Annotated in this window: 12 protein-coding genes; 8 read left to right on the top strand and 4 right to left on the bottom strand. The window is 70.5% G+C overall.

Features of this window, described 5'->3' with window-relative positions:
- Positions 1 to 190 precede the first annotated feature (190 nt).
- Positions 191 to 604, top strand: coding sequence for a hypothetical protein (locus SACAZDRAFT_RS10915; RefSeq protein WP_005441556.1), 414 nt, complete (start codon positions 191 to 193; stop codon positions 602 to 604).
- 90 nt (positions 605 to 694) lie between these two features.
- Here the strand turns inward: SACAZDRAFT_RS10915 and SACAZDRAFT_RS10920 are convergent, their stop codons facing one another.
- Positions 695 to 1,468, bottom strand: coding sequence for a metal-dependent hydrolase (locus tag SACAZDRAFT_RS10920; RefSeq protein WP_005441557.1), 774 nt, complete (start codon positions 1,466 to 1,468; stop codon positions 695 to 697).
- Between the two features lie 243 nt (positions 1,469 to 1,711).
- Here SACAZDRAFT_RS10920 and SACAZDRAFT_RS10925 point away from each other — a divergent pair, with 243 nt between their 5' ends.
- From SACAZDRAFT_RS10925 to ligD (SACAZDRAFT_RS10935), 3 genes are all read left to right on the top strand, one after another.
- Positions 1,712 to 4,900 carry a S8 family serine peptidase gene (locus tag SACAZDRAFT_RS10925; protein ID WP_040927740.1) on the top strand — a complete coding sequence of 1,063 codons (3,189 nt, stop codon included), beginning with the start codon at positions 1,712 to 1,714 and terminating at the stop codon, positions 4,898 to 4,900.
- A 101-nt stretch (positions 4,901 to 5,001) separates the two neighbouring features.
- Positions 5,002 to 6,459, top strand: coding sequence for a non-homologous end-joining DNA ligase (gene ligD / locus SACAZDRAFT_RS10930; protein ID WP_040927741.1), 1,458 nt, complete (start codon positions 5,002 to 5,004; stop codon positions 6,457 to 6,459).
- A complete protein-coding gene (ligD, locus tag SACAZDRAFT_RS10935; RefSeq protein ID WP_005441560.1) occupies positions 6,456 to 7,367 on the top strand; it encodes a non-homologous end-joining DNA ligase in 912 nt (303 codons plus the stop codon). The genes ligD (SACAZDRAFT_RS10930) and ligD (SACAZDRAFT_RS10935) overlap by 4 nt, the downstream gene beginning before the upstream one ends.
- Positions 7,368 to 7,472: 105 nt before the next feature.
- Here the strand turns inward: ligD (SACAZDRAFT_RS10935) and SACAZDRAFT_RS10940 are convergent, their stop codons facing one another.
- Positions 7,473 to 8,198: a dienelactone hydrolase family protein gene (locus SACAZDRAFT_RS10940; protein ID WP_005441561.1), complete on the bottom strand. Its 726-nt coding sequence runs from the start codon at positions 8,196 to 8,198 to the stop codon at positions 7,473 to 7,475.
- A gap of 103 nt (positions 8,199 to 8,301) precedes the next feature.
- On the opposite strand from SACAZDRAFT_RS10940, the gene SACAZDRAFT_RS10945 reads away from it, so the two are divergent.
- From SACAZDRAFT_RS10945 to SACAZDRAFT_RS10955, 3 genes are read left to right on the top strand one after another with little or no spacing between them, the layout of a single operon-like run.
- On the top strand, positions 8,302 to 9,915 hold the full coding sequence (locus SACAZDRAFT_RS10945; protein ID WP_005441562.1) for an ATP-binding SpoIIE family protein phosphatase: 1,614 nt from the start codon (positions 8,302 to 8,304) through the stop codon (positions 9,913 to 9,915).
- Entirely contained in the window at positions 9,912 to 10,229 is a 318-nt protein-coding gene (locus SACAZDRAFT_RS10950; protein WP_005441565.1) for an STAS domain-containing protein, read from the top strand. Before SACAZDRAFT_RS10945 ends, SACAZDRAFT_RS10950 begins: the two co-directional genes overlap by 4 nt.
- 46 nt (positions 10,230 to 10,275) lie before the next feature.
- Positions 10,276 to 11,283, top strand: a complete 1,008-nt coding sequence (locus SACAZDRAFT_RS10955) for a sigma-70 family RNA polymerase sigma factor (RefSeq protein WP_005441567.1) — start codon at positions 10,276 to 10,278, stop codon at positions 11,281 to 11,283.
- Here SACAZDRAFT_RS10955 and SACAZDRAFT_RS10960 read toward each other — a convergent pair.
- Entirely contained in the window at positions 11,250 to 11,963 is a 714-nt protein-coding gene (locus SACAZDRAFT_RS10960; protein WP_005441568.1) for a sugar isomerase domain-containing protein, read from the bottom strand. The genes SACAZDRAFT_RS10955 and SACAZDRAFT_RS10960 overlap by 34 nt on opposite strands.
- Positions 11,964 to 12,211: 248 nt before the next feature.
- Between SACAZDRAFT_RS10960 and SACAZDRAFT_RS10965 the strand changes: the two genes are divergently transcribed.
- Positions 12,212 to 13,426, top strand: coding sequence for a sialidase family protein (locus SACAZDRAFT_RS10965; RefSeq protein ID WP_005441570.1), 1,215 nt, complete (start codon positions 12,212 to 12,214; stop codon positions 13,424 to 13,426).
- Positions 13,427 to 13,458: 32 nt separating this feature from the next.
- Here the strand turns inward: SACAZDRAFT_RS10965 and SACAZDRAFT_RS10970 are convergent, their stop codons facing one another.
- Positions 13,459 to 15,093: an amidohydrolase gene (locus SACAZDRAFT_RS10970; RefSeq protein ID WP_005441571.1), complete on the bottom strand. Its 1,635-nt coding sequence runs from the start codon at positions 15,091 to 15,093 to the stop codon at positions 13,459 to 13,461.
- Between the last annotated feature and the right edge of the window lie 70 nt (positions 15,094 to 15,163).

Raw genomic sequence — 15,163 nt, forward strand, 5'->3', positions numbered from 1 at the left:
GCCATTCCCGGGGTACCTTTCGTTTTCGCTCGGCGCTTCCCCCGACCACGATCGACGCGTTATCCGCCGCTCGCCCGGGTGAAACCTCGTCCTCCGGTGGCATGAGGACAGCACTGCACCCCCGTTTTCCGGGTAGGCGGGGGTCGGGCTTTTGCCCCACCTGCTGATCCGAAAACGGAAAGGGCATCTCATGCGCGGTGTTCGTCGCGGTCTGATCGCCACCGCCATCGCCTTCCCCCTCGCGTTCGGCTTCGCCGGCGTGGCCGCCGCCGGGGAGGACGTCGAAGGCAGTATCGACTGGGCCTCGTTCGAGTCGAGCTTCGCCACCGCGACCTACCAGGGCGCCGACACCGGTGAGCTCGAGAGCGAGGCGCTGCACACCGACTTCGAGAAGAACGGCAAGAAGGGCGAGGAGCACGGCGACAAGCGCTCCGGCGACGCCCGCCACGACGACAAGGGCGGGGACAAGAACAAGCACGAGGACGAGAACGGCGAGCTGGAGCTCAACTACGCCGAGTTCGAGGCCGAGGGTGCCGCCGCCGACGCCCTCGGCGCGGCGGCGGGCGAGATCGAGGCGGAAGCCTCCGAGGCGGAGCTCGACTGACTCGCCCGGGGCGAACGCTTTCGCTCCCGCATCCCCTCACGCCTGACGACGCCCTGGGATCCGCTCCCGGGGCGTCGTCATGCGTGAGGGTCAGGTGTGTTTCTGGTTCAGCACGTCGTCGAAGAAACCCAGCAGCGCAGGCCACACACCCGGGATCAGCAGCACCCCGAGCACGGCGAACACCGGGAACAGGAACGCCGTCTCGACCTTGGTACCGGTGCTGAACCGCAGCGACTTCGGCGGCCGCAGCTCGTACCACGTCTCGCCCGCGATGGGGATGGGGAAGAGGAAGGGACAGCCGGATTCGGTGAGCGCGTCGCCGAGGCAGTGGGTGAAGCAGCCCAACGCGACCGCGATCCCGAGAAGCCCGGACACCGAGTCGAGTTGCGCGAGCGCGTCGGGACTGTTCTCGACGACCCACCACACCACGGCCCCGCACGCCACGGGCAGCAGCCAGTCTCCGAGCGCGTCCTCGGCGAGCAGCAGGCCGAACACCACGACACCCACGACGACCCAGGGACCGCCCACGGCCGTGCCCCACGCCGTCGCACCACCGAGCAGGAGCGCGAACAGCAGCGTGTGGGACAGATGCCGGTGGCTGCCCTTCTTCCGTTCGTCTCGCGGCCCCTTCGTCAGCTGGTAGAAGGACGCCGACGCCTTCCGGAGCAGCCACGACAGTGCTCCCGTCACCGGACCGAGCAGCTTCGAGGCACGCGCGCCGGGATGATCCAGGTCCGGCAGCAGCGCGTAGCCCGCGGTCGTCGCGGCGAACACGAGTGCCTGCGAGAGCGTGGTGATACCCACCGCAGGCGCTACCGCCAGGCCGGCGCACCAGCCGGTCAACGCATGGGTGCGACCCATCATGGGAGTCGAGAACCTTCCAGCAGTCGGTCGGGGACACGGTCGAACATCGACTGTGATCAGTCTCCCCGACCGAGCACGCGCAGTGATCAACACCCCTGTCCTGGACGCGGATCGTACGCAGTGCCCCCTACGAAAGTCGGTAATTCAGCGCCGAGCCGTCCGGATGTGAAACGTCTGTGAGTCCGCTGAGGATGATCGATCCAAATATTCGTTGGAGGTCACCTAGTGGCAAGACAACCGTGGATGAGACGGATAGGCGTCGCCACGGCGGTGAGCGCCGTCGCGGTGCTGGGGCTCGGGGTGCCCCAGGCTTCGGGCCAGCAGCAGGAGATCCCGCCGCAGGCGGAGCCTGGTGAGGAGCTCGACCACGAGGACCAGATCCTGCTGGAACAGGCCGAGAAGGAGGGCAGGTCCACCGTCACACTGCTCGTCGCCGCCGAACCCGGCAAGGCGGCGGCCGCCAAGGGCGAGCTGTCCTCGCTGGGCGGCAGGGTGCAGAAGACGGACGCCGACCTCGACTACCTGAAGGTCACGGTGCCGCTCGCGGCGGCAGAGCAGGCGCAGAAGCTCCGTTCGGTGAAGGCCGTCGACGTCGACGGGCTGATCGCCAGGGACGAGCCCGAGCCGCTCGGCGTGACCGACCCCCTCCCGCAGCCCGCACCGGACGCCACGACACCCAAGAGCAACCCGTACCTGCCGACGCAGGACACCAAGGCCGCCCGGTTCAGCCAGCTGTTCCCGTTCTGGGACGGCCGCGGCACCACCATCGCGATCCTCGACAGCGGTGTCGACCTCGACCACCCGGCGCTGGCCGAGACCAGCACCGGCGAGCGCAAGATCGTCGACTGGTACACGGCCAACTCCCCCGACTCCGGCGACGGCACGTGGGTGAGGCTGTCGGAGGAGACCTACTCGGGCACGTTCACGGCGCAGGGCCGCGAGTGGACCGCGCCGGAAGGCGAGTTCACCTTCGGCGTGTTCGACGAGACCGCCCAGGACCTCGGCTCCGGCAGCAGCGAGCTGGAAGGTGACGTCAACCGCGACGGCGACCGCGAGGACAGCTGGGGCGTGCTGGTCGACACCGCGTCGATGGAGGTCCGCGTCGACCTCGACGGTGACGGCGACTTCACCGACGAGAAGGCGATGCGGGACTACAAGGTCGACCACGACGTCGGCTTCTTCGGCGAGGACGACCCGGACACCGAGGTCGTCGACCGCATGGCGTTCGTCGTGCAGACCGACCAGCCGGGCTACGTCAACATCGGCCTGTCCGCGGGCGCGCACGGCTCGCACGTCGCGGGCATCGCCGCGGGCAACGACCTGTTCGGCGGCAAGATGGACGGCGCGGCTCCCGGCGCGAAGCTGATGTCGGTGAAGGCCTGCCTGTCGACCCCGTCGTGCACGTCGAGCGGCCTGGTGGACGGCGTCATCTACGCGGCCGAGAACGGCGCCGACGTCGTCAACATCTCGATCGGCGGCCTGCCTGCCCTGAACGACGGCAACAACGCTCGCGCCGAGCTGTACAACCGGATCATCGACACCTACGACGTGCAGCTGTTCATCTCGGCAGGCAACAGCGGCGCCGGGGCGAACTCCGTGGGTGACCCGTCCGTGGCAACCGACGCCCTGAGCGTCGGCTCCTACATCAGCGAGGCCACGTGGCTCGCCAACTACGGTTCCGAGTCCGCGACCAAGGAGAGCCTGCACCCGTTCTCGTCGCGCGGGCCGCGGGAGGACGGCGGGTTCAAGCCCAACCTCGTCGCCCCGGGCGCCGCGGTGGCGACCACGCCGAGGTGGCAGCCGGGCGGCCCCGTGCCGGGCACGTACGAGCTGCCCCCGGGCTACAGCATGCTGAACGGCACGTCGATGGCCGCCCCGCAGGCCACGGGCTCGGGCGCGCTGCTGGTGAGCGCCTACAAGTCGTTGTACGGCAAGCGTCCCGACGCGTCGGTGCTGCGGTCGGCGCTGACCTCGACCGCGCGGTTCGTGGACGACATCCCGGCGTACGCGCAGGGCGCCGGCCTCATCGACACGGTGCGGGCGCTCGACGTGCTCCGCAGCAAGGAACACGCCGACGTCACCACGTCCGTCGAGGTCAACACCGTTCTCTCCCACCAGTTGTCCACTCCGGACACCGGCGTCGGTATCCACGACCGGGAGGGCGTGCGCGTCGGCGAGAACTACACCCGCACCTACACCCTCACGCGGACCAGCGGTGCGAAGCAGCCGGTGAACTACCGCGTCAGCTGGGTCGGCAACGACGGCACGTTCTCGTCGAAGAAGACGGTGAAGCTGCCGCTCGACAAGCCGGTGACCTTCGACGTGAAGGTCAAGCCGACCGAGGCGGGTGTGCACTCGGCGCTGCTGCGTCTGGACGACCGCCGCACCGTGGGCTACGACGTCCAGACCATGAACGTCGTGTTCGCGGCCCAGGAGTTCGCCGAGCAGGACGGGTTCACCACCGAGGCGTCGGGCACCGTCGGGCGCAACCAGGTGCAGAGCACGTTCGTGCGCGTGCCCGAGGGCACGGCGTCGCTGAAGATCGACATGCGGGCGGGTGGCGAGTCGGGCGAGGGCCAGGTGCGCTTCGTCCGCTACGACCCCACCGGCATTCCCGTCGACTCCACGTCGTCGCTGAACTGCTTCAACCCCGACGCCGGCGGCGGCTGCGCGGGCGGCACGGCCACCAGCCGCACCGTCACCGACCCCATGCCGGGCGTGTGGGAGATCGTCGTCGAGGCGCGCCGCACGTCCGACGCGCCCACGTCGGACTGGTCGCTGGCGATGGCGGTGCAGGGCGCCTCGGTCGAGCCGAACCCGGACGTGCTGCCGGAGGCGGCGCTGGGTGAGCCCGTGTCACGCGAGTACACGGTGACGAACACCCTGGGTGCCTTCACCGGCGCGCTCACGGGCGTGCCGCTCGACAGCGCCCGCAAGGAGCGTCCGAGCATCGGGGAGGGCGAGGTGCAGTCCTACGACGTCACCGTGCCCGAAGGCGCCGGGTCGCTGACCGCCACCATCGGCTCCACCTCCGACGGCGGCGCGGACCTCGACCTGTTCGTCTACGACTGCACGTCGGGCGACTGCGTGCTGGCCGACTACACCGCCGACGGCGACTCCGAGGAGTCGGTGACGGTGGCGAAGCCGGCGGCCGGGACCTGGCGGGTGGAGATCGACGCCTACTCGGTCCCGTCCGGCACCACCGAGTTCGACTACCTCGACAGCTACGCGGTGGACGGCCTGGGCGCCGTCGAGGTCACCGACGAGGCCGCCGAGCGGGCCACCGGCAGCACGTGGACCGTGCCGGCCACGGTGACCGCGACAGCGGACCCCGGTGACGGCCGTGTCCTGCGGGGTGTCCTCGCGGTGCGCACCGTCGACGACCTGCGCGTCGGCAGCGCCGAAGTGATCGTCGAGTCGGTCACCGGCTGACGTCCTGCACACCGATCAGCCGGGTGCGGCCCCCGCCGTGCCCGGCTGATCGCGTTCTCCGCCCCGGCATTCTCCCGGGGCACGCCGGGTACCCGGCGCCCATGGCGTCTCGACTCGACCCGTACCGGGCGAAGCGCAGGAAGGGCCGGACTCCCGAGCCGCTGCCCGAGGACGCCGGCTCCGGTGCGCCCGATCGCGGTCCGGGCGAGCGCTTCGTCATCCACGAACACCACGCCCGCCGACTGCACTGGGACGTCCGCCTGGAGCGGGACGGCGTGCTGGTGTCCTTCGCCGTTCCCAAGGGCCTGCCCGAGGAACCGGGCACCGTGCGTCTCGCCGTCCACACCGAGGACCACCCGCTCGACTACGCCACGTTCTCCGGCGAGATCCCGAAGGGCGAATACGGCGCGGGTCGCATGACGATCTGGGACCAGGGCGAGTACGAGACCGTCAAATGGACCGACCGGGAAGTGTCGGTGGTGCTCCACGGCGAACGCGTGGACGGTCGCTACGTGTTCTTCCGCTCGCGGGGTTCCGACGCCGACGACCGCGACGGCAAGGACTGGAACGTCATCCGCTCCGACCCGCCCGGCGACCCCGAGTGGACCGCCCTGCCCCCGGCCATGAAGCCCATGCTCGCCGTCGCGGGAACACTGCCCGAGGACGACGCCGCCTACGGTTACGAGTTCAAGTGGGACGGCGTCCGCGCGCTGACCCGTGTCGAAGGCGGGCGCGCGACGCTGTTCTCCCGCCGCGGCGAAGACATCAGCGCCGTCTACCCGGAACTGCGGGCGCTGGGCGAGCAACTCGGCAGCACCCAGGTCTGGCTGGACGGCGAGATCGTGGCCCTGCGGGACGGGCGGCCGAGTTTCGCCGCGTTGCAGAGTCGCATGCAGGCCGGCGAGCCGCGGGCCCGCCGCCTGTCGCGGCAGGTTCCCGTCACCTACCTCGTGTTCGACCTCCTCCATCTCGACGGCCACTCGTGCCTCGACCTGCCCTACCGGCACCGGCGCGACCTCCTGGAGAAACTGGAGATCGGCGGCGAGCACTGGCAGGTGCCGCCCTGGTTCTCCGGCGGCGGCAGCGCCGTGGTGGAGGCCGCGGCCGAGCAGGAGCTGGAGGGCGTCATCGCCAAACGGCTCGACTCGCCCTACCGCCCCGGGGAACGACACGGCTCCTGGCTCAAGATCACCGACCTGCTGACGTGCGAGGTGGTCATCGGTGGCTGGCGTCCCGGCGAGGGCCGACGGGCCGACACCTTCGGCTCGCTCATGCTCGGTCTCCCACGTCCCGACGGGCTGCACTACGTCGGCCAGGTGGGCACCGGCTTCGACGACGACACTCTGCGCACCCTCGCGTCCCGGCTACGCCGCCTGGAACGGCGGACCTCGCCTTTCACCACACCACTGCCCCGCGACCGAGCCGCCGGCGCCCACTGGGTGAGCCCGAAACTCGTGGGCGAGGTGGCGTTCAAGGCCTGGACCGACGAGGGCAGACTCCGCGCCCCCGCCTGGCGCGGCCTGCGCCCCGACCGCACCCCCGAGGAGTTGATCCGATGACCGACACCCCCACACTCGTCGACGTCGGAGGCCGCCGCCTCCGGATGTCCAACTTGGACAAGGTGTTCTACCCCGAGTCGGGATTCACGAAGGGGCAGGTCATCGACTACTACGTGCGCGTGGCCCCCGTGCTGCTGCCGCACGTGAAGGACCGTCCGCTGACGTTGAAGCGCTACCCCAACGGCGTGGAGGCCAAGTCCTTCTTCGAGAAGAACGTCTCCGGCCACGCTCCCGACTGGGTCCGCACCGTGACCATCGAGACACCCGGCAGCTCACGCGGCGCCGAGAGCGCGGACTTCGCGCTCGTGCAGGACCTGCCGACGCTGGTGTGGGCAGCACACCTTGCCGGCATCGAACTGCACATTCCCCAGTGGACGGTCGGTCCACGCGGCGGGCAACGCACTCCCGACCTGCTCGTGTTCGACCTCGACCCCGGCGCCCCCGCCACGATCGTCGAGTGCTGCGAGGTCGCCCTGTGGCTGCGCGACGAACTCGCCGACGACGGCCTGACCGCCTACCCCAAGACGAGCGGGTCGAAGGGCCTGCAGCTCTACGCCCCCGTCCGCACGCGCTCCGCCTCGCGCACCGGCGAGTACGCCAAGAAGTTGGCCGAGAAACTCGAGAAGGAGCATCCCGACCTCGTGGTGTCGCGGATGGCGAAGAACCTGCGCGGCGGCAAGGTGCTCATCGACTGGAGCCAGAACAACCCGAAGAAGACCACGGTGGCCCCGTACTCCCTGCGCGCGAGGCCCGCTCCCACCGTCTCCACGCCCGTGACGTGGCGGGAGGTCGAATCCTGCCGCGAACCGGACGACCTGCGCTTCCTGGCCGACGAGGTGCTCGACCGCGTCGACGACCTCGGCGACCTCTTCGAACCCCTCCTCGCCGAGGACCGCCCGTCACTGTGACCCCGACCATCGTGTCCGCGACCTGCGTACGCGTGTCGGCGCCCTGCGACGCGAACACGCGTACGGGAAGTGCGAACATGCGTGCGTAACTCGCGGACACGATGGTCAGGTGAGGGTGTCGTCGAGGAAGGCCAGGGTGCGGCCCCAGGCCAGGTCAGCGGCGTCGGCGTCGTAGAACGAGGGCGCGTCGAAGTTCGAGAACGCATGCCCGGCCGCGTAGCGGTGCACCGCGATGTCGGGCCGGTTCGCCACGGCGGCCTCGACCGCCGCGATCTGCGCCCGGGAGATGTACGGGTCGTCGTCTCCGAAGTGGAACAGCATCGGGCACTCGATGTCGCTCGCGAGCGCGAGGTGGTCGTGCACGGCGGAGCCGTAGTACGACACGACGGCGTCGGGCCCCCGGCCGTCCACCCGCGCGGACGTGGCGAACAGGTACGCGAGCGTGCCTCCGAGGCAGAAGCCCACGGCACCCGCGCGCGGCGAACATCCGGGATCGGCCCGCACGTGCGCGAGGGTCGCGGTCATGTCCTGCACGGCGAGCTCGTAGTCCAGCCGAGTCGCGAGTTCCATACCCTCCGCGAGCCCGGTCTCGTCCCGTCTCTCGAACCCCGGTTTCAACCGCCAGAACATGTCCGGAACGACGGCGTGGAACCCGTTGTCCGCCAGGCGGACCGCGAGCTGCCGCATGTTGTCGTTGACGCCGAAGACCTCCTGGAACAGCACCACGGCAGGAGCCGGACTCCGATCGGGAACCGCGACGAACGCGCGGAAGGTCTGTTCCGCGGAGGCGTGGGCATCGACGGTGATGTTGTCGTAACGGCTCGTGACCATCGCTCGATCTTCACGGTCCGGAGCGGACGTGCCAACACCAACGCGCCCAGCGTCACGTTTGCGGGGGCTGCCGTCGGCGTACCCGAGGACTATGCTCGCCTCTATGCCACGGGCGGTCGACAAGAACAAAGCTGAGGACCGCCTGCGTCGGATCGAGGCGGTCACGGACTCGGACCTGGCACACCTGCAGGTGGAAGACGTGCTCCAAGTGCTTCTGGACCGGGTTCGGGAGAACCTCGATGCCGACACAGCGACGATTCTTCTTCTCGACGCCTCCGGACAACAGCTCGTCGCCACCGCGTCCTCCGGGATCGAAGAAGAGGTGCGCCAGGGTGTCCGCGTCCGCGTCGGGGAGGGCTTCGCGGGGCGCATCGCCGCTGACCTGAAGCCGTACCTCATCAACGAGGTCAGCGAGAACACCGTGGTCAATCCACTGCTGTGGCGGAAGGGCATCCAGACGCTCGTCGGTGTGCCGCTGCTCAGCGAGGGCAGGTTGCTCGGCATCCTCCACGTGGGCACGTTGCGTGACCGGGAGTTCGACGAGAACGACGTCCAGTGGTTGCGGGTCGCCGCCGACCGCATCGCGATCCACCTGAACAGCCAGCTGACCGCCACCGAACGCAACGCCGCGACGACGCTGCAGCGCTCGCTGCTGCCGAGCAAGCTGCCCCGGATCCCCGGCCTCGACTTCGGGGCGCGCTACGTCCCCGGCGAGCGCCTGGAGATCAGCGGCGACTGGTACGACGTCTTCACCGTGCCGTCGGGCCGGTTGTGCATGGCCATCGGCGACGTGGTGGGCCGGGGTCTGTCCGCCGCGATGGTGATGGGACGACTGCGCACCGCGGTCCGCGCGCACGCGTTGGACAGCGACGATCCGGCCGAGGTGCTGTCCAAGGTCGATCGACACGTCCGGCATTTCGAGCCCGAGACGATGGCGACGGTCGCCTTCGGCATCTGGGAGCCGTCGTTCGAGGCGGTGCACCTGTCGCTCGCCGGCCATCTTCCGCCGGTGGTGGCGGCGGAGGGCGAACCGAGCCGACTCGTCAACGAGGCACCGGTCGACGCGCCGATCGGGGTCAGCTCGGCCCCCCAGCGCCGCCGGCGGGTCACCGTGCCCATCCCCCACGGTGCGAGCCTGCTGTTCTACACCGACGGACTGGTGGAACGCCGCGACCGCCCGCTCGAGGAAGGACTGGCCGCGCTGTGCGAGGCCGCCCGCACCGGTCCCGCCGACCTGCTGTGCGCGGAGGTCATGAGCAAGCTCGTCGGCACGGAGGTGCCGACGGACGACATCGCCGTGCTCGCCGTGCGGAGGCAGACGCCCAGTGCCCCGCACAAGCTCGACCTGGAGATCGACGCCGTTCCGGAGGCACTCGCCGACGTCCGTTCCGAACTTCGGCGGTGGCTGCCCAACGTGGGTGCTTCGGAGGACGACGTGGCCGACCTGCTCATCGCCGTCGGCGAGGCCGTCGCCAACTCGATCGAGCACGCCTACGGCCCCCAGGGCGGTAAGGTGGAGATCCATTTGGAGGCGCACAACCGCGAAGTGCAGATCGGTGTCTGCGACACGGGGACGTGGCGCGCCGCGCGAGGCACCCACCGCGGGCGGGGCACGCAGCTCATGCGTCAGCTCTGTGACGAGGTGACCATCGACCACGAGCAAGCGGGCACCTGCGTCGTCCTGCGCAAGCAACTGTCGGAAGGCGAATCCGCATGACCGAGGCGAACGTCGAGGTCCGCTCGGACGGCGACACGGTGGAGATCCTGCTGACGGGCGAGATCGACCTGTCGAACAGCGACCTGATCCGCGAGAAGATCTTCGCCTCCATCGACAACCACCTCGTCGCCGTGAAGATCGACCTCGGCGGCCTGACCTACATCGACAGCGCGGGACTGCGGATTCTCTTCGCGCTCGCCGAGCGCCTCCGGCTGTTGCAGACCGAGTGCAGCATCCACGCTCCGCCGGGCACGCCGACCCGGCGGGTGCTGGAGCTGTCGGGCATGACGGCCGTCGCGGAGGTCAGGCCCTGACGCGCAGCGCCCGGGAGTTGTCGGCGGGTGTGGTTACTCTGCGCGGGTGAGGACCGAGACGGCAGTCAACGAGACGTTCGCGCAGCTCGTCGCCCCGTACCGGCGTGAGCTGCTGGCGCACTGCTACCGCATGCTCGGCTCGCCGCACGAGGCCGAGGACGTGCTGCAGGAGACGCTGCTGCGGGCGTGGCGGGGCTACGCGGGTTTCGAGCACCGGTCGTCGCTGCGGACGTGGCTGCACCGCATCGCGACCACGACGTGTCTCAACGCGTTGAAGAGCAGGCGTCGACGCCCCATGCCGTGCGGTGTGGACGGCACGAGCAGCGATCCGGCGGACGACCTCGTCGACGGCGGGTCGGTGCCGTGGTTGCAGCCGATGCCCGACACGCTCGTGGATCTGCGTGACGACCCGGGGGCCGTCGTCTCCGCACGGGAGAGCATCCGCCTCGCCTTCGTGGCGGCACTGCAGTATCTGCCGCCGCGGCAGCGTGCGGTGTTGCTGCTCCGCGACGTGCTGGCGTGGAGTGCGGCGGAGGTCGCGGAGACGCTCGACACGACGACGGCCGCGGTGAACAGCCTGCTGCAGCGGGCGCGCACGACCCTCGACCGGCGAACCTGGCGATCCGACACGCTGACCGAACCCACCGCGGCGGCGCAGCGTGCGCTGCTCGACCGCTACGTCGCGGCGTTCGAACGCAAGGACATCGACCGGCTGATCGAGCTGTTCACCGCCGACATCGTGTGGGAGATGCCGCCCTACGTGTCGTGGTACCGAGGCCGCGAGGCCGTCGCCCTCCACCTGGAGCGGCGCTGCCCCGGCCGCCCGGGCGGCATCCGGCTGGTGCCGGTGCGGGCCAACGGACGGCCGGGATTCGCGCAGTACTTCCTCGACGACGCGGGCGAGGGGTTCGACGCGTTCCTCGTCCAGGTACTGGACCTCTCCCCCCGCGGCATCGCGCACGTGGTGAGCTACCTGGATCCCGAGGTGTTCGACCTGTTCGGGCTGCCGAGGCGGATCGGTCAGGCCGACAGCTCGGGAATGCGGTCGCCGTAGCGGGCCACCAGTTCGACGTTGCGTTCGTCGCCCCCGGGCACGTTCGCGCTCGTCCACAATGGCAGGTCGACGCCGCGCTTCGCAGCGAGGCCGTCGAGTTCGGCGAGCAACGCGGCCCAGGCGTATGCGGCGGCGACGGTCGAAACGGCGGACGTACGCGGTCCGGCGGCCGGATACACGACGTCACCCGGAGGCACGTGGGTGTCGAGCACGACGGTGGCGTGGTCGGCCAGCCGGGTGCCGCCGCTGCGGTCGGCGGCCGCCGCCGACGCCGCCGTCGACGTCACGGCGATGACCGGCACTCCCCGGGCACGCGACTCCTGCGCGATCTCCACCGGGTACGGGTTGCGGCCGCTGGTGGAGAACACGACGACCACGTCGCCGTCGCGCACGTCGGCCTGCTCCACCAGCGCGCGGCCCCGCCCGGGAACCCGTTCCGCCGCGGAGCTGCGCAGCGCACCCGTCAGCGGCAGCACCTCCGAGTCCCACATCGGCCGCACCGCGGCGAGCCCGCCGGCGCGGTAGAACGTCTCGCACACCATCGCGAGCGAGTGGCCCGCGCCCGCCGCGTGGACGATCCCGTCGCCACTCACCACGTCGAGCACCAGCTCGGCGGCCTTGCTGAACTGCTCGCGCTGCGAGTCGATGGTGTCGATCAGCTCCCGCGCCCTGTCACGCACTGACACGATCTCCTCCACCTCAGTAGTCGACACGCGGCCATCTCATCTCCGTCCCCGGCCCGGCGCAACCGGGTTCGCAGAAGTTCGCGCCTGTAAGAGACGGATTACACCCGGGATCGCGCCCGGCGGCGTGGGCGGGCACCCTCCGCTGCTCCGTTCGGGCTCATTGGTCTTGACCACGTCACAGCCGGGTCTCTAGTTTGCCGAGATCGGACGTCCTATGTCCGCCGACACGGAGGAGGCCGACGATGCCCGTGCGTGCCCTGTCCCGACGTTCCGCCCTGGCCGTCGGCGTCGCGCTCGCCGCGACGACCGCACTGGCCGCTTCCGGCATCGCCGCCACAGCCCCGACTGCCGCGACTGCCGCAGCGCCGGGCTCCTGCACGGGTTCGGTGCCCTACACCTCCGGCACCGAGGGCTACCACACGTTCCGCATCCCCGCCCTCGTGCGCACCGGCACGGGCGACCTGCTCGCCTTCGCCGAGGGCCGCATCGAATCGGGCGGCGACACGGGCGCGATCGAGGTCGTCGTACGCCGTTCCACCGACGGCGGGTGCAGCTGGGGACCGCTGTCGGTGGTGTCGACCAACGGCGACGGCACCGCGGGCAACCCCAGCCCCGTCGTGCTGCCCGACGGCGACGTCGTCCTGCTGACCACCCGCAACGGCCGCGTCACCGAGCACCAGATCATGGCGGGCGAGGTGTCCGATGCGGACACTCGACGGGTCTGGGTGCAGCGCAGCACCGACGACGGCCGGACGTTCTCCCCCGCGGAAGAGATCACCGACGTCGCCAAGGCACCGAACTGGCGGTGGTACGCCACCGGGCCCGGCCACGCGATCGTGCTGGCGAACTCCGGACACGCGGGCCGCATCGTCGTCCCGGCCAACCACTCCAGCGCTCCCCCCGAAGGCTCCGACGACGTCGGCACCGAGGACAAGTACTACGGCGGACACAGCCTCATCAGCGACGACGGCGGGCACACGTGGCGGATCGGGTTCACCGACGACCGCACCGACGGCGTCATCGCGGCCAACGAGACGACGGTGGCCGAACTGCCGAACGGCACGCTGTACTTCAACAGCCGCGACCACGGCACCGCCGAGGGCAACCGGGTCGACGCCTACAGCACCGACGGCGGGGAGACGCTCGTCGAACCCTACGCCGTCCAGGAGTCCATCGTGGACCCGAAGGTGCAGGGCAGCGTGCTCGCCACAACGAAGCCGAACGTGCTGCTGTTCTCGGCGCCGTCGCACCCCACCGAGCGGCGCGCGATGGCCCTCCGCGTGAGCCGCGACGGCGGTGAGACCTGGCGGGTCGCCCACCACGTGTCGGACGATCCGGCGGCGTACTCCGACCTCGTTCAGCTCGACCGGCGCACGATCGGCCTGCTGTACGAGACGGGCACCGGCAGCCCGTACGAGACGATCGCCTTCGAACGGCTGCCGCTCCCCCGTCCCTGAACGGCGGACACGTGTCCGCGCTTCCGGTACGCCTAGTCCGCTCGGCTCGCGTAGGTGAGCGACTCGCCGCCGTGCACGGCCTCGCCCGCGACGAACGTCGCCAACACCCCGATACCGTCGATGCCCGACGTCGGCACGGAGGTCGGGTCGTCGTCGAGGAGGACGAGGTCGGCGTCCATGCCCGCCTCGATCCGCCCACGCCGATGTTCCTGGCACGCGGCGTACGCGGCATGGGTGGTGAACGCGCGCAACGCCTCCGTGGCGTCCACGCGCTCGTCCTTCGCCAGCACCACGCCGCCGCTCGTCGTGCGCTCGACCATGTTGCGCATGCCCGCCAGAGGAGCGCCGGTGCCCACGCACGGCCGATCGGAGCTGCCGGGCACCCGCAGCCCCGCGTCGAGGAACGAACGGTGCCGGTACAGCCACGGCACCCGCGACTCGCCCAGCGACTTGTACATGGTGTCGCCGATCTCGTAGAGGAACCGGGCCTGGGGCACAGGGACGACGTCCAGCGCCGCCAGCCGCGGCAACTGGTCGGGCCGCACCATGGCGGCGTGCTCGATGCGGTGGCGCACTCCCGGCCGCGGGAACTCGCGTTGAGCCTGTTCGAACGCCTCCAGCGTCAGGTCGATCGCGCGGTCGCCGATGGCGTGTGCCGCGACCCGCCACCCGCTGCGGTGCGCGTCGAGGATGCGCTTGCGCAGCACGTCCGGATCGTCGCCGAGGACACCGAGTCCCCCGTCGCCCTCGAACGGCTGCGTCACGGCCGCGGTCTTGCTGCTCAACGCACCGTCGGTGAAGATCTTCATGGGACCGACGCGCAGGAAGTCGTCGCCGAACCCGGTCCGCACGCCGAGGTCCAGCCCCACGACGTCCTCCACGAGCGGGTGCAGTGTCTCCGCCGCGGGCATCAGCTCCACGCGCACCGTGAGGTCGCCGCGCTGCCGGGCGAGCTGGTAGGCCGCCGCCTCGGCCGGGCTGTGCCCGATCCAGCCTCCGGCGACGCCCGCCTCGGTCACGTGTGTCAACCCCTCGGCGGCGTACACCTTCGCCGCCCGTGCGACCGCCTGGGCGAGCTCCTCGACGGGATACGGCTTCACCAGAGCGTCGACGAGTTGCTGCGCCTGCTCGGCGAGCAGGCCGGTGGGCTCGCCCGAGGCGTCTCGCTCCACCACACCGCCCTCGGGCACGGTAGCCGTGCCGTCGAGGACACCCGCCTGGGCGAGGATCGCGCTGCTGACCGAGCACATGTGCGCGGAGCGGTGCTTCAACCACACCGGACGTCCACCGCCCGCGCGGTCCAGCGCCTCCCGCGACGGGTGAGCGCCGAGCACGAAGTCGTCGTACTGCGATCCGACCACCCACGCGTCGGACGGCAGTCGAGCCGCGCGCTCCGCCACCGCGTCGTACAACTCGTCGAGGCTCCGGCACGCCGAGAGGTCCATCTCGGCGAGAGACAACCCGTACCAGACCATGTGGTTGTGGGCGTCGGTGAACCCCGGAGCGAGCACGGCTCCCCCGCCGTCGACCACCGTTGTCGCGGACAGTCCGTCCACCTCGTCGTCCACGCCGACGATGCGTCCTCCCAGCACGCCCACGGTGTGAGCCCGCGGTCGGTCGTCGCACAGGGTCAGGGCGCGCACATCGCGGAGAAGCAGGTCCAGCACCGCGGTTCCTCCCTAGGGTCGGGGCACGAAGTCAGCCGATTACGCTCGGGACACGCTCGACGGTACCCGG

Source organism: Saccharomonospora azurea NA-128 (assembly GCF_000231055.2).
GTDB classification, from domain to species: Bacteria; Actinomycetota; Actinomycetes; order Mycobacteriales; family Pseudonocardiaceae; genus Saccharomonospora; species Saccharomonospora azurea.